Origin of the sequence: Moritella sp. 5 (assembly GCF_018219455.1) — a bacterium.
In the GTDB taxonomy this organism is placed as follows: Bacteria; Pseudomonadota; Gammaproteobacteria; order Enterobacterales; family Moritellaceae; genus Moritella.
This window is the reverse complement of sequence record NZ_CP056122.1, coordinates 732,185-752,894: the sequence shown is the minus strand read 5'-3', so window position 1 is coordinate 752,894 and position 20,710 is coordinate 732,185. Positions and strand designations below refer to the sequence as shown.

Below are 20,710 nucleotides of genomic sequence, written 5' to 3'. Positions count from 1 at the left end.
TTTTGTTTAATTAAAATATCAAACATCTCTAAAGGAGTAATCTTCACAGTAGCAATTAATTCAGTTAATTGCTATTAATTCCAAACTATCATCAATCGACAAGCGTTAATACCTGTAATTCGATAATTATTCAGATTAAGTATCTAAATGTGACATTAATATACTTAATTACTTCTTATTCGAACATATACTCCACAATCCATCAGTATTAATACTTATGACTGACAAATAATCAGCTGGATCGACAGCTAAACGACCGCTCAAATAAAAAGGCTCATCACATAACGTTATGTGATGAGCCTTTTTCTTATGAGCCGCTTACCAGCCAGCTAACAAATAAAGTACGAAGACTACTTGTTAGTAATCACACTGAGTGGCTCTGAGAGTTTCGCTTTACCTTGCATAATACTAATTTCTACACGGCGGTTACGACGTAATTCACTTTCTTTATCCGTCAATGGTTGGGTATCAGCCATGCCCTGCACGATTAAGCGGTTCTCATTGAACTCTTTAACCTTTAACATTTCATGTGCCACAGAAACGGCACGCTGGCTCGACAAATCCCATTTAGAGCGATAAAGCTCTGAATGTAACTTTTCTTTACCTGTATGTCCGGCAACCGTAATCATCCCTGGTATCGTTGCTAATAGCTGCGCGACCTTTTGGATCACGGGACGAAAGCGTGGCTGTAAAAAGGCAGAACCAGCTGGAAATGAACCCTTTTCATTAATACGAATGATGATTTGCTGCCCCAAATTTTCAACCTCAACACCACCACTATCGACTTCTTCTTTTAAGGCTTCTGCGAGAGCCTTGACTAGCTCACTGGTATCTTCCGTTACTTCGACATTTTCTGTTGGCGTATTATCACGGGTCGACGTTTCTGGTGATTTACCACCATTACTTTCTTCTTCGCGTTTGTTCTTACCACCCGCGTTTTGATCTTCGCCATCTTTGAAGTCTAACTCTGCTTCACTATTATCAATGGTGTGCTGCATAATGGTTTCAATCGGCGTCGGGTCCGGTCGACCAGGACGAAATTCCTGTGCGATCACAGTTGTACCCTTAGGGATATTTTTGACATCAATTTGATTTTGTACACCAAAAGCAAATTGCATCGAGCCAGCAATCTGCTTAAATTTAACCACGTCCATTTCTGAAAATGACAACAGTAATACAAAGAAGCACATTAACAGGCTCATTAAATCGGCAAATGTACCCATCCACGCGGGGAGACCTGGGGGTGGGCAATCGCATTCATCAGACATACTTTATCTCTCTACTTATTTAGCTGTCATCATGGTGTAAACTAAACGTCTGTATCCGCCAATTCGCGTTTTGATGAATGGAGGTAATTCTTTAATAAACTTTCGATAACCCGCGGATTACGTCCTTCTTGAATACCTAAAATTGCATCCATAATCAGGGTATTGTTCAGCATTTCTTCTTCTGAACGTAATTTCAATTTCCCCGCTATCGGGATGGCAACCATATTCGCAAAAACCGCGCCGTATAGCGTTGTTAGTAAAGCAACTGCCATTGCAGGACCAATCGATTTAGGATCATCCATGTTTGATAACATCGCCACCAGACCGATCAGGGTACCAATCATTCCCATCGCAGGAGCAACTTCACCGATCATACTAAATACATGAATTCCGGCTTTATGACGAGCAGTGGTCAGTTTAATGTCTTTTTGCAATGTCTGACTAACAACTGTTGCATCGTGACCATCCACTAATAAGTCGATGCCTTTTTGCATAAATTTATTTTTTACTTCAGCTTCCTCAAGCGCTAAGAACCCACCTTTACGCGCTGCGTCCGCCATTTCAACCGCTTGTTCAATTAACTCTTCGGGTTTATCGATTTTAAACATGAATGCTTTTACGGCAATTTTTGCTGCGGCTAAAAACTGGCCAAAATTAAAATGCATTAATACGACAAAGAGTGAACCAACAAATACAATCAATATCGATTGCGTATCAACAAACGTACTTATATCGCCACCCAGCACCATTGCCATCACTACAAACGCAAACGAGCCGACTAATCCTACTAAAGTTGCTAAATCCACAACATTCCCCATCCCAAGCAAATTATCATCATATTTATAGCGAGTGTATTCTTGATCTATATCGGCAAGCAAACAAAATTCTTAAGTAATCTTATCCTGCTTATTACTGGCATCGTACAGTTAAGCTGTCTATACCTTATTAACTTGGGTATAATACCCGAGTATATTATCAGAGGGACACCCGATGGCGGTAAAAAAACCAGAAAATATGACGTTCGAGGCGTCTATCACAGAGCTAGAGACAATTGTGAACAGTCTAGAGCAAGGTGATTGTGAGCTTGATAATGCGTTAAAGCAATTTGAACGTGGTATTAGTTTAACACGCGCGAGTTCACAGAAACTTCAGCATGCTGAACAGCAAGTAGCCATATTACTCGCCGACGGTGACCAGCAAACGCTTTCTCCCTTCAATTCTGACAGTAGTAATTAAATAGTGCAGCTTTCAAATTCTATTACCCAATATCAGGGTCGTATCAATAACTATTTGCAACAGCAAATAAACTTGCTACCACCCCATGAAACCCAACTTGCCGCTGCAATGGAATATGGTCTGTTACAAGGCGGTAAACGTGTTCGCCCTGTGATCGTATATGCCGTCGGCGAAATGCTAGGCGTAAACCTTACCAACCTTGATGGTCCAGCAGCCGCAATCGAGTCAATTCATGCATACTCATTAATTCATGATGATTTACCCGCGATGGACGATGATGATTTGCGCCGTGGTCAACCGACTTGCCATATTAAATTCGACCATGCTACCGCTATCTTAGCCGGTGATGCACTGCAACCTTTTGCTTTTGAATTATTACTTGATTGCGCACTGGCACCTGCAGCCGAAAAAAATCGTTTGGCCATGTTGAAATCGCTAACCCAAGCAAGTGGCTATAGCGGTATGTGTGGTGGTCAAGCAATGGACTTAGCTGCGACAGATAAACAGATCTCACTGGCACAACTAGAAGCTATCCACAATAATAAAACGGGTGCACTCATTAATTGTGCAGCAAAACTGGGTTGCCTTGCATCACCACATTGCTCGGTTGAATTATTAGCAGCGCTGGATAAATGGTCTAATGCTATTGGTTTAGCATTCCAAGTACAAGATGACATTCTCGATATAACCAGTGATACTGAAACGCTCGGTAAACCTCAAGGTTCAGATGTTGAATTAAATAAATCAACATACCCTGCATTACTCGGTTTAGCTGGGGCACAAGAAAAAGCCCAAGCACTGTATCAACAAGCGATGTTCGCCTTAGAAACAATTCCGCATGATACGACCGTTCTCGCTTTATTTACGCAGTACATCATCGAGCGAAATAAGTAACAGATTCTAACAAAGTATAAAATTATAAACATTATGAGCTTAGATATTTCGAATTACCCTACATTAGCATTAGCAGACATCCCAGAAGAGTTACGTCAATTACCAGCGGATCGTCTGGATGACTTATGTGATGAACTGCGCAGCTATTTACTACATACTGTTGGTATCAGTGGCGGTCACTTTGCTTCAGGCTTAGGTGTCGTAGAATTAACCGTTGCCCTGCATTATGTCTACAATACCCCATTTGACAAATTATTATGGGATGTAGGTCATCAAGCCTACCCGCACAAAATTTTAACGGGTCGTCGTGACCGTATGTCAACGATTCGCCAAAAAGGGGGGCTACATCCATTCCCTTGGCGTGATGAAAGTGAATACGACCATCTCAATGTTGGTCACTCATCAACCTCAATCAGCGCGGCTCTCGGTCTTGCTGTTGCTGCAGATCAAGAAGACAAAAACCGTAAAACAGTCGCCATTATTGGTGATGGTGCCATTACCGGTGGTATGGCATTTGAAGCGTTAAACCATGCTGGCCATATCGACAAAGATGTACTGGTTATTTTAAATGATAACGATATGTCTATTTCAGAAAATGTCGGTGCGGTAAACAAACACTTAGCAAAATTATTGTCTGGTGTTGCTTACTCAAATTTCCGTGAAAACGGTAAGAGAGTACTGTCAGGTATTCCACCAATTAAAGAGCTTGCCCGTCGCGCCGAAGAGCATTTAAAAGGCATGGTGGTACCGAGCACATTATTTGAAGAATTCGGATTTAACTATATTGGTCCGATTGATGGTCATGATGTGAATGGCTTGGTTGAAACACTGCGTAATATGCGTAGTCTTAAAGGCCCACAATTCTTACACGTAATCACCAAAAAAGGGAAAGGTTACGCGCCAGCCGAGCAAGATCAGCTTGGTTACCATGCCGTGCCTAAATTCAATCCAGAAGAAGATACATTGCCAGTCGCAGCCGCATCAAAACCAACTTTCTCAAAGATATTTGGTAATTGGTTATGTGACGTAGCAGCAACAGATAACAAGCTCGCAGCTGTTACACCGGCAATGGGCGCAGGCTCGGGTATGATCAAGTTCTCTGAGACTTATCCAAAGCAATATTTTGATGTCGCAATTGCCGAACAACACTGTGTGACTTTCGCAGCAGGTCTCGCGATTGGTGGTCATAAACCTGTGGTTGCTATCTATTCTACATTTTTACAACGTGGTTATGATCAGCTGATTCACGATGTGGCCATTCAGGATATTCCAGTATTATTTGCTATTGACCGTGCAGGTCTAGTGGGTGCAGATGGTCAAACACACCAAGGTGCGTTTGATATTAGCTTTATGCGCTGTATTCCTAAAATGGTGATCATGACGCCAAGTGACGAAAATGAATGTCGTCAAATGCTGCATACGGGCTACCAGTATAATGGTCCTGCCGCAGTACGTTATCCTCGTGGCAGCGGTACTGGCATTGACGTTGAGCAAGCATTTACTGAATTTGAAATCGGTAAAGGCATCGTTCGTCGTCAAGGCGAGAAGGTAGCAATCTTATGTTTCGGTACGTTAATGCATAAAGCTATTCCAGCAGCTGAACGTTTAAATGCAACCGTTGTGGATATGCGCTTTGCCAAACCCTTAGATGAAGTATTGTTAGCTGAGATGGCGAATAGCCATGATATCTTAGTCACTATCGAAGATGGTGCGATCATGGGCGGTGCCGGTTCTGGTGTGAATGAATACCTAATGGCGAATAAGTTAATGACACCAACATTAAACTTAGGTCTGCCAGATAAGTTTATTCACCAAGGTACTCAAGATGAGATCTACGCTGAATTAGGCCTAGACGATATTGGTATTGAAGCGAGCATTAAGGCCTTTATCGCCCTATAATTTTAATGATTACAAATTGATAACGATTAAAAAAGGCGCTACTCGATTAATATCAAGTAGCGCCTTTTTGATTTTTACAGCGTAATGTAATAAATAAGTTGAACGCTCGCTAAGGCAAACACACCAGCCAGTACATCATCAACCATAATACCAAAACCACCATCAGTATTTCTATCTAGCCAACCAATCGGTCCTGGTTTCACAATATCAAAAAATCGAAATAGCGCAAAACCGAGAATAACCCAAACCCAGCCTTGTGGGGCCGCAATCATAGTAATGCCATAACCGGCGATTTCATCCCAAACGATGGCGCCATGATCGTGTACACCCATCGCTTTACTGGCACTTGCACAAATATATACACCAATCACTGACGCCAACGCGACAATGCCGATATATTGCCATAAGCCCAACTCTAAGACGCTCGTCATCAGCAAATACAACGGGATAGCAACAAGCGTTCCCATCGTACCAGGCGCTTTAGGAAATAAACCACTACCAAAACCAACAGCAGCGAGATGCACTGGGTTAGCGTAGTTTAATTTTTGTAATTCTGGCGATAAAAAATCTTTTTTCATTGGAAGTGATCCCATCCTTGCAAAGCTAACGTGGTTAATTGCTTGTCGTTAAAATAGTTAATTTGTGGTTCTCGTTGTTTCTGTTGCTCTATTTGTTTAAGTTGATCAGCCGAAACACTGGCTATTTCACCAATATGCGTAAATGGTAAATCATGCTCAGCCATCACTTTTTCTAGTTGCGCTCTATTCTCTGGCGATACTGTAAATAATAATTCATAATCATCACCACCAGCAAGTGCATACTGCGGCCATAACGCGTTACTTACATAAGTTTGCAATGCTGTTGATAAAGGTAACGCAGTTAGCTCAATATTTGCCGTCAGATTAGTACCACAAGCACGACTAGAGGCATTAAGTATATGTTTTAAGTCTGACGCCAAGCCATCAGACAGATCAATACAGCTGCTTGCAACATCAACCAGCGCTTGACCCGTACTGACTCTTGCGGTCGGACGTTGATGACGAGCAATCAAAAAACCTTTCTCGGAGTCCGTTAATGCTACTTCATTGGTATTTTCAGAGATAGTGTTATCAGGGTTATTCGCATCGATAAGTAATTTTAAGCCTGCGGCTGCATCTCCAATCGAGCCACTGCAATAAATTAAATCACCAGCTTTGGCACCGTGCCTCGGTAAGGCTTTACCTTGATCAACAAAACCTTGTAAAGTAAGTGTCAACGTCATATTGCCTTTCGTGGTATCACCACCAATCAAACTCACACCATAACGATGTAATTGTTGATGTAAACAATCACTGAAAACCGTTAACCACTCACAATCATAATTTGGTAAAGTGAGCGCCAATGAAGCCCACGCAGGTTGCCCCCCCATCGCGGCAATATCACTAATGTTCACTGCAACCAGTTTATGCGCCACATCCGCAGGGTTCGCATCACTAAGAAAATGAATACCACTGACCATGGTATCTGTGGTCACGACTAACTGTTTGCCCGCAGGCACAGACAAGATCGCACAATCATCACCGATTCCAGTGATGACATCGTCACGTGGAACCGATTTATTCGTAAAATATTGTCCAATTAAATCAAACTCGCCTGTCGCCATAGTACTGCTGTATCCATTATGATACCCAAACGGCTTGGGTATAGGTTGCAATTAATCTTGTTATTGTACTTTTAATTAAGGCCTAATTGTATTTTTAATTAATGTCTAGAGTGTGAATTTTAGGCATAAAAAAAGCCAGCAACCTGTGCTAGCTTTTTTGCATTGAAGAAAATAATTTAATTATTTTTTCAAACGTAATTGCAATTTACTTACAATTTTATCTAATACGCCGTTAACGAATTTGTGGCTATCTTCAGCACCAAAATCTTTCGCTAATTCGATAGATTCATTGATCACAACTTTATAAGGTACATCTTGACGCTTTAGTAGCTCAAATGTAGAAAGACGTAAAATCGCTTTCTCAACCAAGTCTAAATCATCCATAGGACGAGATAGGAATGGGCTCATCAACTCATCAAGTTCAGCATGATTTAAGCTTACGCCTAATACCAATTCACGGAAGTAAACTGCATCTGTGTCACTAAAATCTTGATCTGTTACAAATTGGTGTTCAATATTTGCAACAGTTTCTTGCGTCATTTGCCATTGATAAATTGCTTGTGTGGCAAACTGACGTGCCTTACTACGTTCCGAAGGTTTCATTTTTTCTCCAATAATACATCAACTTGATGCAAAACATTCACCATTTCAAGTGCACTTAGAGCAGCCTCCGACCCTTTATTACCAGCCTTGGTACCAGCACGCTCAATTGCTTGCTCAATTGTGTCAGTTGTTAACACACCAAATGCAACAGGAACATCATAGTCCATTGCAACTTGAGCAAGACCTTTATTACATTCGCCAGCTACGAATTCAAAATGTGGTGTACCACCACGAATTACCGTACCTAAAGCAATAATTGCATCAAACTGTTTTGTCGCAGCTACACGCTGAGTAACAAGCGGTAATTCGACAGCGCCAGGAACACGCACAATAGTGATGTTGTCTTCGCTAACTTGGCCAAAACGTTTTAGTGAATCGACAGCACCCGCTAACAAACTTTCATTGATGAAGCTGTTAAAACGAGAGATTACAATTGCAATTTTTGCTTCTGGAGCAGGAACATTTCCTTCGATAACTTTCATGTGTACAAATCCTATATCACGGCGCGTAATTTTACGGCCAATTTTAATTATTATGAATCGGCTGACGAAAGGGCTCGGATTGTACCAAGCTTTCGCCAGCAAGCAAACTTATTCTACGCCTATCTCTAAAACTTATTTAGAGATATATTCGACAACTTCTAGGCCAAAGCCAGATAGTGAATGGTAACGTTTGTCTGAGCTTAATAGCTTCATCTTAGACACGCCCATATCAGCTAAAATTTGAGAGCCTACACCGACACGGCGTGAAGTACCCTGCCATTTTGCTTTTGGCTGTGTTTCGCCTTTATCTTCTTGAGCAAATTGTTTCACTTTTTCAATGATATCGTTAGAGTCTTCTTCATTGCCTAAGATAACCATTACACCACCATCACGACCGATACGTGCCATCGCATCCGCTAATGACCATGAGATTTTACTCGCACGGTCGGTATGCAAAATATCTGTCATGGTATTTTGTACATGCACACGTACTAATGTTGGCTGCTGGGCAACAACATCACCTTTGCGTAGTGCATAGTGAACTTGATTATCAATAGTGTCACGGTAAGTCACTAAATCAAAATCACCGTGTTCGGTTGGTAGTTTACATTCAGCTACACGTTCAATGGTGGTTTCATTACTGTTACGGTATTCAATTAAATCAGCCACGGTGCCCAATTTAAGGCCGTGTTTTTCTGCGAAGATTTCTAGATCTGGACGACGCGCCATTTCACCGTCATCTTTTAGGATCTCAACAATCACACCAGCAGGCTCACAACCCGCTAGACGTGCAAGGTCACAACCCGCTTCAGTATGACCAGCACGTGTTAGTACACCGCCGTCTTGCGCTGCAAGTGGGAAAATATGCCCAGGCATAACAATATCAGCTGGTTTCGCATCGCCAGCAACCGCAGATAATACAGTTACCGCACGGTCAGTAGCAGAGATACCAGTAGTCACGCCTTCAGCCGCTTCAATCGACACAGTGAAATTAGTTGAGAATTGCGCCGTATTATCTTGAACCATCAAAGGCAGTTGCAGTTTTTCTACACGCGCTTTGGTTAACGTTAGACAAATTAAACCGCGACCGTGTGTCGCCATAAAGTTAATCGCTTCTGGCGTTACTTTGTCAGCGGCCATGATCAGATCACCTTCATTCTCGCGATCTTCATCATCCATCAAGATAACCATTTTACCTTGGCGGATGTCTTCAATAATATCTTCAATACGACTTAGTGCCATGCTCATAGCCCTTTTATAACAATTAAAAACTGATCGTGAATAGATGTTTTACTTTAAAAATCCATTACTCGCAAGAAAATCCATAGTGATGCCCTGCTCAGGTGTACTTGATTCAGCGGCTTTATCACCTAGCATAATGCGTTCTAAATAACGGGCAATAACATCTACTTCTAAGTTAACTTTACGACCGACTACATAACTTTCTATCGTTGTTTCTAATGCAGTATGCGGTACGATCGTCAATTTGAATTTAGCGCCGTCAATTTCATTAATAGTTAAACTGATACCATCAATTGTAATTGAGCCTTTTTCAGCGATATAACGGGCTAATTCGTTCGGTGCTTGTAACCAATACTCAGTCGCACGACCAAGTTTACTGATCTTAACAATCTCAGCAACGCCATCGACATGGCCACTGACTAAGTGACCACCAAGACGCGTGCTTAAGGTTAACGCTTTTTCTAAGTTTACCTTATCACCAATACGGTAATGCGCAAAACCAGAGCGTTTAATCGTTTCTAATGACACATCTGCGCGGTAACCATTGCCAAGTAATTCAACAACAGTAAGGCATACGCCATTCGTCGCGATACTATCACCGAGTTTTACGTCACTTAAATCAAGATCACCACTATCAACAGTGATGCTCACATCGGCCCCTTTTGGGGTTAAACCTGTGAGCGTACCCACGGTTTCAATAATTCCTGTAAACATTAGTATTCCGGTTTTGCTGTAATTCGAAGATCGTCACCGATCTGCGTGATATCGGTAAAGCTAAATGTAGGCACTTGCGCCATTTCAGTTAGCTCGCTTAATACTGCGAGTCCTCTGGCACTATCACCCATTAGCTTAGGTGCCAGATAAATAATTATCTCATCCACCAGCTTATTTTCAAGTAATGCGCCAGCCAGTGTCGCGCCTGCTTCAACCCACAGGTCATTAATATCCTGCTGGGCTAATACGGTCATTAACTGTTTTAGATCTATGTTATGGTGACGATCTTGCTCAATTTCAATTCGCGATACCGATTCATTCACTAATAACTGCTCGACAGCAGGATTTTCAGTCGCACCATTGACTATATTTTTAACACCATTAACTAATAGTATCTGACCGGGCTGTGAAAATAGCTTCAATTCACTATTCACTTTAGCAAGGTGTGTATCTAGTCGCCGATGATTATCCAGTACCACTCGTATTGGCTGACGTAGCTGTGGTTCTAATAACTCATCGTGAGACAAAGACTTGTCTACTTGAATTAGTGGCTTATCTGTTTTAATTCGTGGATAGTCGACTTGGCTTGCACCTAACTCACTATAACGCACATTAAGTGAAGCATCGTCCATAATAACCGTGCTGGCAGTCGATAAAATTGCACTGGCTTGTGCGCGGTATACTTGCACATCAGACCGTGCAGCAGGACCGGTGATCCATTTGCTCTCACCGTTTTTCAATGCTGTACGTCCGTCTAAGCTTGCCGCCATTTTTAAGCGTACAAACGGACGTTGTTCCTGCATGCGTAAGATAAAACCAGGATTCAACGCATGCGCTTGCGTTGATAATAAACCGAACCGTACTTTAATGCCCGCCGCGATGAGGATCGCAATGCCATTACCTGCTACTTTCGGATTGGGATCGACCATAGCAATGACGACTTCATTTACGTTCGCATTAACCAAGGCTGCTGCGCAAGGGGGTGTACGACCATAATGACTACATGGTTCAAGCGTCACATAACAAGTGGCCCCCTGAGCATCATCACCTGCGGTATTTAAAGCATGGATTTCAGCGTGAGCCTCACCCGCACGTAAATGAAAACCTTCACCGATGACTTTGCCAGCTTTAACAAGCACACAGCCAACATTTGGATTCGGAGCCGTGGTAAAACGGCCTTTTTGTGCAAGTGCGAGCGCACGTTGCATATGCAAATGGTCAGTATCATTGAACTGACTAATGGATACAATTTCTTCCAATAGTAGATCTAGCTCGGCACGTGATTTGTTTGGCATAATCAATGAGGACTCAGATAACGGATTATTTGTCGAGCTTGGCGATTTCTTCATTAAATTCTTTTACATCTTCAAAAGAACGATAAACAGAAGCGAACCGTACATAAGCGACTTTATCGAGCTTTTTCAATACGTCCATCACCAGTTCACCCAAAAAGCTTGATTCGATTTCACGCTCACCAGTAGCTCTTAAACTCGATTTTATTTGATTAATACCGAGTTCAATCTGCTCTGCGGCAACCGGACGTTTTTCTAGCGCACGATAAATACCATTAACGAGTTTATCTTCGTTAAAAGGTTCACGTGTATCATCCGTTTTAATGATACGTGGCATCACTAATTCTGCAGTTTCAAAGGTAGTAAAACGTTCATGACATTTCGCACACTCACGGCGGCGACGCACCTGATGGCCTTCAGCCACAAGACGAGAATCGATAACTTTAGTTTCAGTCGCAGAACAAAATGGACAGAACATAAACAATCCTATTGAATAATATTATTCTGAGTCTATCGTTAAATAGCAGGCGGGTACAGAAAAGTGAAGGTAATTTCGTGGAATTAATAAATAAGTTAACAGATTGTTGAATAATCAGTCGGTTTTCAATCACTATTGAAATGAGATAAAAACCGACCAATATTTTAGGATTGCTTATTCTGCACTGTGATTTACGTCACTGACAAACTGACTTGATACATCAATACCTTGTCTAACGAGTTGGCTCATTCCGGCCCGTGATAAGGGTAAGCGCGCATTGTGATTATAGCTTAGTCGACTTAACATTAACGCGGAGTTAACCTGTTTTTCTGAAGGTTGTTTCACGTCATTCGATTGATGACTCCGACTGCTTATTTCACTTTCAATCGCTTTAATTTGATCTGCGCTCTGCGTTAATTCTTTATTTTTCGCTGCCGCGCGACCCTGCCCCTTCGCACGAATAATCGACTCAGACTTAGCCAATTCAGCCACAGGGGTAATATCAGAGCTAAGTTTCGCTCGGAATAACTTTTGATTAATTTCAGCTAAAAATTTATTCTGCACTTGTTCAAGTGTAGCTTGCCGTTTGTTATCACGACTCGATTCACTTTTGCTCGCAACGAGCACAGGTTTATCAATGGTCAGCCCTTTATCTTTACGATTTAATTTTTTGTTAACACCCGCTAAAAATACGTTAGTCGCGTCAAAAGGCGCTAAGATATATGTCGGTGCAGGCATTAACTCAACAGCCTTAATCAAAGGCTTGGACTTAGGTTTAGCATGAACAACGACGATAGGAGCAATGCTTGGAGAGGCTTGAACAGTTTGCGGTGCATACTGACGTTTTAATTTATTCTGAATTTCAGCTAAGAATTTATTATGCTGCTTTACGGCAACATTCTCAATAACGGTTGAATCTTTCGGCCTTGTGGATGCAAGCTGTGTCGGTGTAATAGCGTGTATATTATTTACCGCAACAAGGGCTTTTTCTTTTTCAAGTGCAGCTTGTTTCGCAATAACGAGTACACGCTGCTGCGATTGCTTACGTAAGCGTTGTTGTTCAATTAGAACCAACTGAGGATCACGACGCGTCAGTACCTTTTCAACTTGGCGTTCGACGTTCGCATTAGCAATAATATCATCAAGCCCATCCAATAAGTTACTATTTTGGGTTGCTGATAAATCGTTTACGATATCATTCATTTCGACTGGCTTACGACTAGCGCGACTCTGTGCCGCATTTTTTTCCACAATCTGACGTGGAAACTGACTATAATGCATTGCACCATCGGTATCACGCCAACTATATACTTTAGCAAATGTAGAATAGCTCATTGAACCACATACTAACGCTAATATTAACCGCTTATAATTACTTATTGAATTCAGCATCATCCTTTATACCTCACTCTACTTATAGCCAAATTTGAGAATGCTATCTCAAGTGTTTATTTAGCTATTTATGTCATCCATCTATAACTACCTAACCGCAAATAGAATGAAATGTTGCCAACATGTTAACACCCACAAGTGTGATTTAAAACTCTCTCATTAAATTTAATTCGTAGGCTTCACAATTAAGCGATTAAATATGCTAACTACAATTAAATATAAGTGTATTGAATATGCGGTTAGCGTCAGAGTAACGATTAGTTAGCTCTGCATTTTTACCATACTTACCACAATGTTCCTGCGCCATATCAACTACTTCTATCGTGTCAAATTGACCGAGTTGATATTCATAAGAAGCACCATTTTCGGTTTTAGTTAATATATCAACAGAGCTACAACCAGTCACCACAACAACAAATGCTGTAATGCTTATCCTTTTACATATTTGCACGGGTATTTTTTTTACTGCATTTTTTAATAGAGGTTTATTCATCATATTTCCCATCCTTGGTCTATGAAACTGGATTAACAGCTGATCATACGATCGTAAGGCAATGAGAAAGCATGGAAATAGCATGGTTTCATCCATGAGTAAGTATGAAGGTATGAAGGTATGAAGGTATGAAGGTATGAAGGTATGAAGGTATGAAGGTAGAGAGGGTAATATTGTGATCATGAAAAATAAATACAAAAAAACCGTAAATGACAAACTTAAACTTTAATTCAAGTTAAGCATCATTTACGGTTAACAAATTAATCGTATTATTATAAACCGTTAGGCCTATAAATTAGATTACTTGCATACAGACTATTTATATACAGGGTACTCGGCACATAGCGCTTGTACGTTAGCACGTACTGTTGCAGCTACATCTTCATTACCGATGTTATCTAATACGTCACACATCCAACCTGCAAGTGCGCCTGCTTTATCTGCAGGGATACCACGGCGAGCCAGAGCAGGCGTACCGATACGTAGACCAGATGTAACAAATGGTGAACGTGGATCGTTTGGTACCGAGTTTTTGTTTACTGTGATATGTGCATTACCCAGTGCAGCATCTGCATCTTTACCTGAGTATTCTTTGCCAATCAGATCAACTAAGAATAGGTGATTTTCAGTACCGTTAGAAACGATCTTGAAACCACGTTCTTGCAATACTGCAACCATGCTTTTCGCACAATCAAGTACATTTTGTTGGTAAACCGCAAATTCAGGTTCCATCGCTTCTTTAAATGCAACCGCTTTAGCAGCGATAACGTGCATTAAAGGACCACCTTGACCACCAGGGAAGATTGCTGAGTTTAATTTTTTCTCAATCACTTCGTCTGCTTGCGCAAGGATCAGGCCACCACGTGGACCACCTAATGTTTTATGCGTCGTTGTTGTAACAACGTGTGCATGTTTCATTGGATTTGGATATAGACCAGCTGCAACTAAACCTGCAACGTGTGCCATATCAACGAATAGGAAAGCACCTACTTTATCAGCGATTTCACGGAATTTAGCCCAATCAACAACACCTGAGTACGCAGAGAAACCAGCAACAATCATTTTTGGTTGATGTTCAATTGCTAACGCTTCAACTTCAGCATAATCTAGCTCACCCGTTTCAGGATTAATACCGTACTGAACTGAGTTGTAGATTTTACCCGAGAAGCTTACGCTTGCACCGTGTGTTAAATGACCACCATGAGCAAGGCTCATGCCTAGTACAGTATCACCTGGTTTAACTAATGCCATGTAAACTGCAGCATTTGCTTGTGAACCAGAGTGTGGTTGTACATTCGCGTAATCAGCACCAAACAATTGCTTAGCACGTTCGATTGCTAAAGACTCAGCAATATCAACATACTCACAACCGCCATAGTAGCGTTTGCCTGGGTAGCCTTCTGCATACTTATTTGTAAGCTGAGAGCCTTGAGCTTCCATTACGCGTGGGCTTGTATAGTTCTCTGAAGCAATAAGCTCGATATGATCTTCCTGACGAGTTACTTCTTGTGTCATTGCTGCCCATAATTCTGCATCATAGTCAGCTATATTCATATCACGTGTAAACATCCGTTTTCTCCTGATTGAGATAATACAAGTTGGTTTGTAAACTAAATTTCGGCCACATTGTAACGCGACTAATACCAAGTTCCTACAATAAAGACTTGAGAAAATTTCAATTTTGCGTGAAAAGACTGCATTTTAATTTAACTTTGATCAAAACTGACTCCTCGGTTAAATTTATTCGCTATAATACTACGCAATTACAGCACTCATACCCATTTGGAGAACACAATGGATGAACTAACCCAATTATGCCAAACCCGTTCAGAGATCTACTGGTGGCTTTCAAGCACACTTGCAACAGAATTATCTGATGAGCAACTGGGTCAATACCAGTCAGCAGAAATCCAAAGTTTCTTACAAGGCTTAGCAGCAACACCCGCGTTAACCGTTTCAGTTGAAAAGCTAATCAGTTCATTAGCGGCAGCAAACCTACGTAACGACGCACGTTTAGAGTTATGTGCCGACTACGCACAAGTTTTTTTAGGCAACAGTAAATCATCTGCGCCCCCGTATGAGTCTGTGTTCACTAGTGAAGAAGGTCACTTGATGCAAGAAGCGTATCAAAAAATGATGACGCTACTCGATAAGCACAACATCAATATCAGTGATAAATACAGCGAGCCAGCCGATCATATTGCGATTCAATTAGACTTCATGGGTAACTTGATCTTAAAAACATTAGATTCGGAATCAGAAGCACAGATCCGCGCTAACTTCGCAATGCAGCACGACTTTTTACAAACGCACTTACTTAACTGGTTAGGCGATTTTGAAATTAAGGTTAAAGACTGTGATAAATTTGGGTTTTATGCGGCGGTAGTAGAATTGCTATTAGCATTCGCACAGCTAGATTCAGATTGGTTAGAAACTGAATTAGATTAATCTCTATTTAGATACAACAAAGGGCAGTAAACTGCCCTTTGTTTCATAACATTATAATTTCAAACTCACGTGTTATTTCAAGCCACTAATAAATGCTTGTAAATCAGCGCCTACTTCAGGGTGACGTAAGCCATACTCAATGAATGCTTTCATGTAACCTAATTTTGAACCACAATCATGTAACTTGCCGCTAATGTGGAAAGCTTCAACGGTTTCTAACTTCATCAGGTCATCAATCGCATCTGTTAACTGAATCTCATCACCTGCACCAGGTGCAGTGCGGGCAAGCAGATCCCAGATCGCTGCTGGTAAGACATAACGCCCTGCAACAGCAAGATTTGACGGCGCTTTATCTTGTGCTGGTTTTTCAATCACCGCAGTCATCTTAGTTGATTCACCTGCGCTAAGCTCAACACCACCACAATCAGCAACACCGTAACCAGACACTAAGTGCATTGGTACAGGTTCTACCATGATCTGACTAAAACCGGTTTCATTAAAGCGCTGCATCATGCTAGCTAAGTTTTCAGTTTTTAGATCTGCACTCACTTCATCCATCAGAACGTCAGGTAATACTACCGCAAACGGTTCATCACCAATAATCGGTTTCGCGCACAATACTGCATGCCCTAACCCTTTCGCTACACCTTGACGGATATGCATGATCGTCACACCTTTTGGTGCAATTGCTTGTACTTCCGCTAATAGTTGACGTTTAACTCGGTGCTCTAACGTTGATTCTAGTTCAAACGACGTATCAAAATGATTCTCGATGGCATTTTTAGAAGCATGCGTAACAAGCACGATCTCGGTAATACCCGCAGCCGCACATTCATTAACTATGTACTGAATAAGTGGCTTATCTGCGACTGGTAACATCTCTTTCGGGATCGCCTTGGTTGCAGGTAACATACGAGTACCTAAACCAGCAACAGGAATGACCGCTTTTGTTATTTTTGTTTGCTTCAAAATCTTATCCTTTTTGCACTTAATATACGGTATTTTCATATACAATATTTTTTATATACGGTGTTTTTTATATACGGTGTTTTTTATATACGGTGTAGTTTACACGTTATAAAAGTCGCGATACCAATCGACAAAGGCTTTCACGCCTTCTTGTACTTTTACTTTCGATGTGTAACCAGTCACTGCAAATAAATCTTGAGTATCGGCATATGTCGCGTAAACATCACCCGGCTGCATTGGCATAAAATTTTTCTTGGCTTCAATACCTAAAGAATCTTCTAACGCTTCAATGTAATCCATTAGTTTAACCGGACTACCATGGCCAATATTATACACTCGATAAGGCGCACTGCTGGTTGCGGGGCTACCCGTTTCAACTTTCCAGTCCGCATCCGGTGTGGGTATTACATCTTGAATTTGTAATACGCCAGCAACGATATCATCAATGTAAGTAAAATCACGTAACATATCGCCATTGTTATACACATCAATGGTTTCACCAGCAATAATTGCCTTGGTAAACTTGAATAACGCCATATCCGGACGACCCCAAGGACCATACACAGTAAAGAAGCGCAAACCAGTTGTAGGTACGCCATATAAATGTGAATAAGTATGCGCCATTAATTCATTCGATTTTTTGGATGCCGCGTAAAGTGAGATTGGATGGTCAACACTATCACTGGTACTAAACGGGGTTTTGTTATTTAAACCATAAACCGAGCTTGATGATGCGTAGACTAAATGCTTCACTTTATTATTACGGCAGCCTTCTAATACCGTTAAAAAACCGGTTAAATTACTGTCGGCATACGCCATTGGATTGTCAATGGAATAACGCACACCCGCTTGAGCGGCAAGGTGGATCACGCGATCAAATTGATGTTCAGCAAACAATGCCGCAACACCGTCACGATCGGCAAGATCGAGCTCAATAAAAGTAAATGACTCAGATTTTTTAGTATTAGCTAAACGAGCAAACTTTAAGTTCACATCGTAATAATCATTTAGATTATCAACACCAATAACCTGATGGCCTTGTTGACATAATAGTGCTGCACAGCGCGAACCAATAAATCCTGCTGCGCCTGTAATTAAATATTTCATTTGTTATTCACTTCCTGAATTCGGATATTAAGTGCAATTTTACTGATTCTAATCGAGACCAATCTAATCATTACCAAATAAGTCACGAGTATAGACTTTATCCGCAACATCAAGCAGTTCATCCGCTAAACGGTTCGATACTATGACATCAGCAAGGGTTTTAAATTCATTCAGGTCCGTCAGTACCGGTGACTTAAAGAATTCGCTCTCGGTTAATACTGGTTCATACACGACAACTTTAATACCCTTCGCTTTAATTCGCTTCATGATGCCTTGAATCGATGAAGCACGGAAATTATCCGAGCCAGATTTCATGATCAAACGGTAAACACCAACAACTTGCGGATTTTTTTCAATAATAGCATCGGCGATGTGATCTTTACGTGTCGAATTAGCATCAACAATGGCACTGATTAAACTGTTTGGTACATTTTTATAGTTCGCACGTAATTGCTTGGTATCTTTTGGTAAGCAGTAGCCACCATAGCCAAATGACGGATTATTATAATGACTACCAATACGCGGGTCTAAACCTACACCTTGTATGATCTGACGGGTATTTAAACCGTGGGTTTCGGCATAACTATCCAGTTCATTGAAATAAGCCACCCGCATCGCAAGGTAAGTATTCGAGAACAGTTTAACCGCTTCCGCTTCGGTAGAATCCGTAAACAACACATCTATGTCAGTTTTAACCGCACCTTGCATTAACAGATCAGCAAATATTTGTGCACGCTCAGACTGTTCACCAACAATAATACGTGAAGGGTGTAAGTTATCGTACAAGGCACTGCCTTCACGTAAAAACTCAGGTGAGAACAAGATATTATCGCAGCCAAGGCGCTGTTTGACTTCTTTGGTATAACCAACCGGTACCGTGGATTTAATCACCATGACCGCATTTGGGTTAATTGCCATCACATCTTTAATTACCGCCTCTACTGATTTGGTATTAAAATAGTTATTTACCACATCATAATCAGTCGGCGTTGCGATAATCACATAATCAGCACTCTCATAGGCAAGTTTCTTGTCAGTTGTTGCGGTAAGATTAAGCGCTTTATTGGCGAGAAAATCTTCAATTTCGGTATCGGAAATAGGTGATTTTTTAGCATTAATGAGATTAACTTTTTCAGCAATAATATCTAACGCTATCACGTGGTTGTGCTGTGCGAGTAACACGGCATTTGATAAACCAACGTAACCTGTACCTGCAATGGTAATGTTCATGGTGCAACCTGATTAGGGGTGGAAATAATATATTCCTGTATTCTAACAGTAAAATAATAATTATAGCCAAACAACATCAATTTGTTTGAGGTAACGATTCAATATGAATTCTAAAAGTCCCTATACCAGTCCTTATAAAGGATATGTTATTATTCGATTAATTCTTTAGTTTCTATTGAATAATACTTTGAAACCCACGTAATCATATTTAGCTAAATCAACCAAGGTAGTGTTATGAACTTATACGTATGTTCAACTTTACGGCATCTTCTTTTTTCATTATTAAAAGCATTCTCACAGCCCGATAAAAAAAGTCACATTTTTATGATCTCGGATCAACAAAATATTGATGCAGCCAATTTCGATCTAAGTAGCCTACCCGCGAATATTGAAGTTCACTTTATCCAGCGCCAAAGCATTAGAGCGACACTGTATAAAGGTATTTTTGGCAAGTTGATCAAATTAATGGCAATAAGAAATTTTAAATCGTCACCCGCAATACGTGAACATGTTCACCATGCGTTGTTCAAAAAAACGCTAGGAATCGATATACCACAATCGCCTGAAAATGAGCTATTTCTTTATAATGAAAGAAATAAAATGTCACGCTTATTTCGTTTAGCATTTGCAGAGTATTCCATCATCGAAGAAGGTGTAGGCAACTACATTGGAGTAAAGCTGAAAAAATCAGAAAAGATAATTGATTTTATCTTCAAGATAAAGCGCCAACATCGACACTTTGGTGATGACGCTCGCTGTAAACATATCTACTTACTAAATCCAAATAAAGGCCCTAAAGCACTGCAGCATAAAATTAAACCGATTAACTTTGTTAATGATAAAATCATCACCCAATATGGCTACAAGTTCTTCAAGTATGACGCGCAATACAATTACACCTTCATTATTGCAACTCAGCCTCATGTAATTGAAGAGTTTGACTTGCTCGTATACCAAAAATTTATACAAACATTAAATAAAAAAGGTATTCCATATGCGATCAAAGTTCATCCACGCGAAGATATTGAGTATTATAAACAAGCATTCCCAGGCGTCACGTTAATTGAAAGCAAAATACCCTTAGAGCTAATCATTTTTGGTGCAGAAGATAAGTGTCGAATACTCTCGATTTGCACATCAGCTGGTACTGGGTTTGAAAAATATTGCACGAGACTAAACTTGATTAAAGATGATGAATTGGAATCATTATATGAAATTTTTGATGATTTAGTGAAAGATACGAGTTTAATAGACAAACGTATTAAGCATTTATTTTCGGACGATCCAATCCTCGGCGCATAAGATTAACCGTTAATATTGG

Annotated in this window: 21 protein-coding genes; 5 read left to right on the top strand and 16 right to left on the bottom strand. The window is 40.7% G+C overall.

Annotated features, from left to right (window positions below):
* Positions 1–350: 350 nt before the first annotated feature.
* Both HWV01_RS03500 and pomA read right to left on the bottom strand, forming a co-directional pair.
* Positions 351–1,268, bottom strand: coding sequence for a flagellar motor protein MotB (locus tag HWV01_RS03500; RefSeq protein WP_211674083.1), 918 nt, complete (start codon positions 1,266–1,268; stop codon positions 351–353).
* Between the two features lie 41 nt (positions 1,269–1,309).
* Positions 1,310–2,074 (bottom strand): flagellar motor protein PomA, encoded by a 765-nt coding sequence (pomA, locus tag HWV01_RS03495; RefSeq protein WP_211674082.1) that lies wholly within the window; start codon positions 2,072–2,074, stop codon positions 1,310–1,312.
* Between the two features lie 184 nt (positions 2,075–2,258).
* On the opposite strand from pomA, the gene xseB reads away from it, so the two are divergent.
* The 3 genes from xseB to dxs are packed head-to-tail and all read left to right on the top strand — an operon-like array spanning position 2,259 to position 5,297.
* Positions 2,259–2,504: an exodeoxyribonuclease VII small subunit gene (gene xseB, locus HWV01_RS03490; protein ID WP_067041278.1), complete on the top strand. Its 246-nt coding sequence runs from the start codon at positions 2,259–2,261 to the stop codon at positions 2,502–2,504.
* 3 nt (positions 2,505–2,507) lie between these two features.
* Positions 2,508–3,398 (top strand): (2E,6E)-farnesyl diphosphate synthase, encoded by an 891-nt coding sequence (gene ispA, locus HWV01_RS03485; protein WP_211674081.1) that lies wholly within the window; start codon positions 2,508–2,510, stop codon positions 3,396–3,398.
* Between the two features lie 33 nt (positions 3,399–3,431).
* Complete coding sequence (gene dxs, locus HWV01_RS03480) at positions 3,432–5,297, top strand: 1-deoxy-D-xylulose-5-phosphate synthase (protein WP_211674080.1); 1,866 nt, start codon at positions 3,432–3,434, stop codon at positions 5,295–5,297.
* A gap of 74 nt (positions 5,298–5,371) precedes the next feature.
* Here the strand turns inward: dxs and HWV01_RS03475 are convergent, their stop codons facing one another.
* The 11 genes from HWV01_RS03475 to glyA all read right to left on the bottom strand — a co-directional run bounded on the left by HWV01_RS03475 (position 5,372) and on the right by glyA (position 15,204).
* Entirely contained in the window at positions 5,372–5,875 is a 504-nt protein-coding gene (locus HWV01_RS03475; RefSeq protein ID WP_211674079.1) for a phosphatidylglycerophosphatase A, read from the bottom strand.
* Complete coding sequence (gene thiL / locus HWV01_RS03470; protein WP_211674078.1) at positions 5,872–6,939, bottom strand: thiamine-phosphate kinase; 1,068 nt, start codon at positions 6,937–6,939, stop codon at positions 5,872–5,874. The genes HWV01_RS03475 and thiL overlap by 4 nt, the downstream gene beginning before the upstream one ends.
* Positions 6,940–7,119: 180 nt before the next feature.
* On the bottom strand, positions 7,120–7,542 hold the full coding sequence (gene nusB / locus HWV01_RS03465; protein WP_211674077.1) for a transcription antitermination factor NusB: 423 nt from the start codon (positions 7,540–7,542) through the stop codon (positions 7,120–7,122).
* The gene (gene ribE, locus HWV01_RS03460) at positions 7,539–8,024 is read right to left on the bottom strand and encodes a 6,7-dimethyl-8-ribityllumazine synthase (RefSeq protein WP_211674076.1); all 486 of its coding nucleotides are present in this window, start codon (positions 8,022–8,024) and stop codon (positions 7,539–7,541) included. The genes nusB and ribE overlap by 4 nt, the downstream gene beginning before the upstream one ends.
* Before the next feature lie 132 nt (positions 8,025–8,156).
* Complete coding sequence (ribBA, locus tag HWV01_RS03455; RefSeq protein WP_211674075.1) at positions 8,157–9,266, bottom strand: bifunctional 3,4-dihydroxy-2-butanone-4-phosphate synthase/GTP cyclohydrolase II; 1,110 nt, start codon at positions 9,264–9,266, stop codon at positions 8,157–8,159.
* Positions 9,267–9,314: 48 nt separating this feature from the next.
* Positions 9,315–9,980 (bottom strand): riboflavin synthase, encoded by a 666-nt coding sequence (locus HWV01_RS03450; RefSeq protein WP_006031694.1) that lies wholly within the window; start codon positions 9,978–9,980, stop codon positions 9,315–9,317.
* Positions 9,980–11,329 carry a bifunctional diaminohydroxyphosphoribosylaminopyrimidine deaminase/5-amino-6-(5-phosphoribosylamino)uracil reductase RibD gene (gene ribD / locus HWV01_RS03445; RefSeq protein ID WP_249185433.1) on the bottom strand — a complete coding sequence of 450 codons (1,350 nt, stop codon included), beginning with the start codon at positions 11,327–11,329 and terminating at the stop codon, positions 9,980–9,982. Before ribD ends, HWV01_RS03450 begins: the two co-directional genes overlap by 1 nt.
* Positions 11,301–11,750 (bottom strand): transcriptional regulator NrdR, encoded by a 450-nt coding sequence (gene nrdR, locus HWV01_RS03440; protein ID WP_067041250.1) that lies wholly within the window; start codon positions 11,748–11,750, stop codon positions 11,301–11,303. The genes ribD and nrdR overlap by 29 nt, the downstream gene beginning before the upstream one ends.
* Before the next feature lie 174 nt (positions 11,751–11,924).
* Entirely contained in the window at positions 11,925–13,085 is a 1,161-nt protein-coding gene (locus tag HWV01_RS03435; RefSeq protein ID WP_249185432.1) for a DUF4124 domain-containing protein, read from the bottom strand.
* Between the two features lie 259 nt (positions 13,086–13,344).
* Complete coding sequence (locus HWV01_RS03430) at positions 13,345–13,638, bottom strand: hypothetical protein (RefSeq protein ID WP_211674073.1); 294 nt, start codon at positions 13,636–13,638, stop codon at positions 13,345–13,347.
* A gap of 312 nt (positions 13,639–13,950) precedes the next feature.
* Positions 13,951–15,204 carry a serine hydroxymethyltransferase gene (glyA, locus tag HWV01_RS03425; RefSeq protein WP_075471986.1) on the bottom strand — a complete coding sequence of 418 codons (1,254 nt, stop codon included), beginning with the start codon at positions 15,202–15,204 and terminating at the stop codon, positions 13,951–13,953.
* A 225-nt stretch (positions 15,205–15,429) separates the two neighbouring features.
* On the opposite strand from glyA, the gene torD reads away from it, so the two are divergent.
* Positions 15,430–16,083, top strand: a complete 654-nt coding sequence (gene torD / locus HWV01_RS03420) for a molecular chaperone TorD (protein WP_211674072.1) — start codon at positions 15,430–15,432, stop codon at positions 16,081–16,083.
* Positions 16,084–16,155: 72 nt separating this feature from the next.
* Here torD and galU read toward each other — a convergent pair whose 3' ends face one another.
* The 3 genes from galU to HWV01_RS03405 form a co-directional block, all read right to left on the bottom strand.
* Entirely contained in the window at positions 16,156–17,091 is a 936-nt protein-coding gene (gene galU / locus HWV01_RS03415; RefSeq protein ID WP_211674071.1) for a UTP--glucose-1-phosphate uridylyltransferase GalU, read from the bottom strand.
* Between the two features lie 60 nt (positions 17,092–17,151).
* Positions 17,152–18,159, bottom strand: a complete 1,008-nt coding sequence (locus HWV01_RS03410) for an NAD-dependent epimerase (RefSeq protein WP_211674070.1) — start codon at positions 18,157–18,159, stop codon at positions 17,152–17,154.
* 63 nt (positions 18,160–18,222) lie between these two features.
* Complete coding sequence (locus HWV01_RS03405; protein WP_211674069.1) at positions 18,223–19,389, bottom strand: nucleotide sugar dehydrogenase; 1,167 nt, start codon at positions 19,387–19,389, stop codon at positions 18,223–18,225.
* A 234-nt stretch (positions 19,390–19,623) separates the two neighbouring features.
* On the opposite strand from HWV01_RS03405, the gene HWV01_RS03400 reads away from it, so the two are divergent.
* Complete coding sequence (locus HWV01_RS03400) at positions 19,624–20,691, top strand: hypothetical protein (protein WP_211674068.1); 1,068 nt, start codon at positions 19,624–19,626, stop codon at positions 20,689–20,691.
* The last annotated feature ends 19 nt before the right edge of the window (positions 20,692–20,710 follow it).

Bases quoted from the DNA above. Each gene is read 5' to 3' on its own strand.
- HWV01_RS03405 (WP_211674069.1), bottom strand. From the start codon at position 19,389: ATGAACATTACCATTGCAGGTACAGGTTACGTTGGTTTATCAAATGCC.
- HWV01_RS03450 (WP_006031694.1), bottom strand. From the start codon at position 9,980: ATGTTTACAGGAATTATTGAAACCGTGGGTACGCTCACAGGTTTAACC.
- nrdR (WP_067041250.1), bottom strand. From the start codon at position 11,750: ATGTTCTGTCCATTTTGTTCTGCGACTGAAACTAAAGTTATCGATTCT.
- glyA (WP_075471986.1), bottom strand. From the start codon at position 15,204: ATGTTTACACGTGATATGAATATAGCTGACTATGATGCAGAATTATGG.
- ribD (WP_249185433.1), bottom strand. From the start codon at position 11,329: ATGAAGAAATCGCCAAGCTCGACAAATAATCCGTTATCTGAGTCCTCA.
- dxs (WP_211674080.1), top strand. From the start codon at position 3,432: ATGAGCTTAGATATTTCGAATTACCCTACATTAGCATTAGCAGACATC.
- HWV01_RS03410 (WP_211674070.1), bottom strand. From the start codon at position 18,159: ATGAAATATTTAATTACAGGCGCAGCAGGATTTATTGGTTCGCGCTGT.
- thiL (WP_211674078.1), bottom strand. From the start codon at position 6,939: ATGGCGACAGGCGAGTTTGATTTAATTGGACAATATTTTACGAATAAA.
- HWV01_RS03475 (WP_211674079.1), bottom strand. From the start codon at position 5,875: ATGAAAAAAGATTTTTTATCGCCAGAATTACAAAAATTAAACTACGCT.
- torD (WP_211674072.1), top strand. From the start codon at position 15,430: ATGGATGAACTAACCCAATTATGCCAAACCCGTTCAGAGATCTACTGG.
- HWV01_RS03500 (WP_211674083.1), bottom strand. From the start codon at position 1,268: ATGTCTGATGAATGCGATTGCCCACCCCCAGGTCTCCCCGCGTGGATG.
- ribBA (WP_211674075.1), bottom strand. From the start codon at position 9,266: ATGGCACTAAGTCGTATTGAAGATATTATTGAAGACATCCGCCAAGGT.
- HWV01_RS03400 (WP_211674068.1), top strand. From the start codon at position 19,624: ATGAACTTATACGTATGTTCAACTTTACGGCATCTTCTTTTTTCATTA.
- ribE (WP_211674076.1), bottom strand. From the start codon at position 8,024: ATGAAAGTTATCGAAGGAAATGTTCCTGCTCCAGAAGCAAAAATTGCA.
- xseB (WP_067041278.1), top strand. From the start codon at position 2,259: ATGGCGGTAAAAAAACCAGAAAATATGACGTTCGAGGCGTCTATCACA.
- HWV01_RS03435 (WP_249185432.1), bottom strand. From the start codon at position 13,085: ATGAGCTATTCTACATTTGCTAAAGTATATAGTTGGCGTGATACCGAT.
- nusB (WP_211674077.1), bottom strand. From the start codon at position 7,542: ATGAAACCTTCGGAACGTAGTAAGGCACGTCAGTTTGCCACACAAGCA.
- galU (WP_211674071.1), bottom strand. From the start codon at position 17,091: ATGAAAATACCGTATATTAAGTGCAAAAAGGATAAGATTTTGAAGCAA.
- HWV01_RS03430 (WP_211674073.1), bottom strand. From the start codon at position 13,638: ATGATGAATAAACCTCTATTAAAAAATGCAGTAAAAAAAATACCCGTG.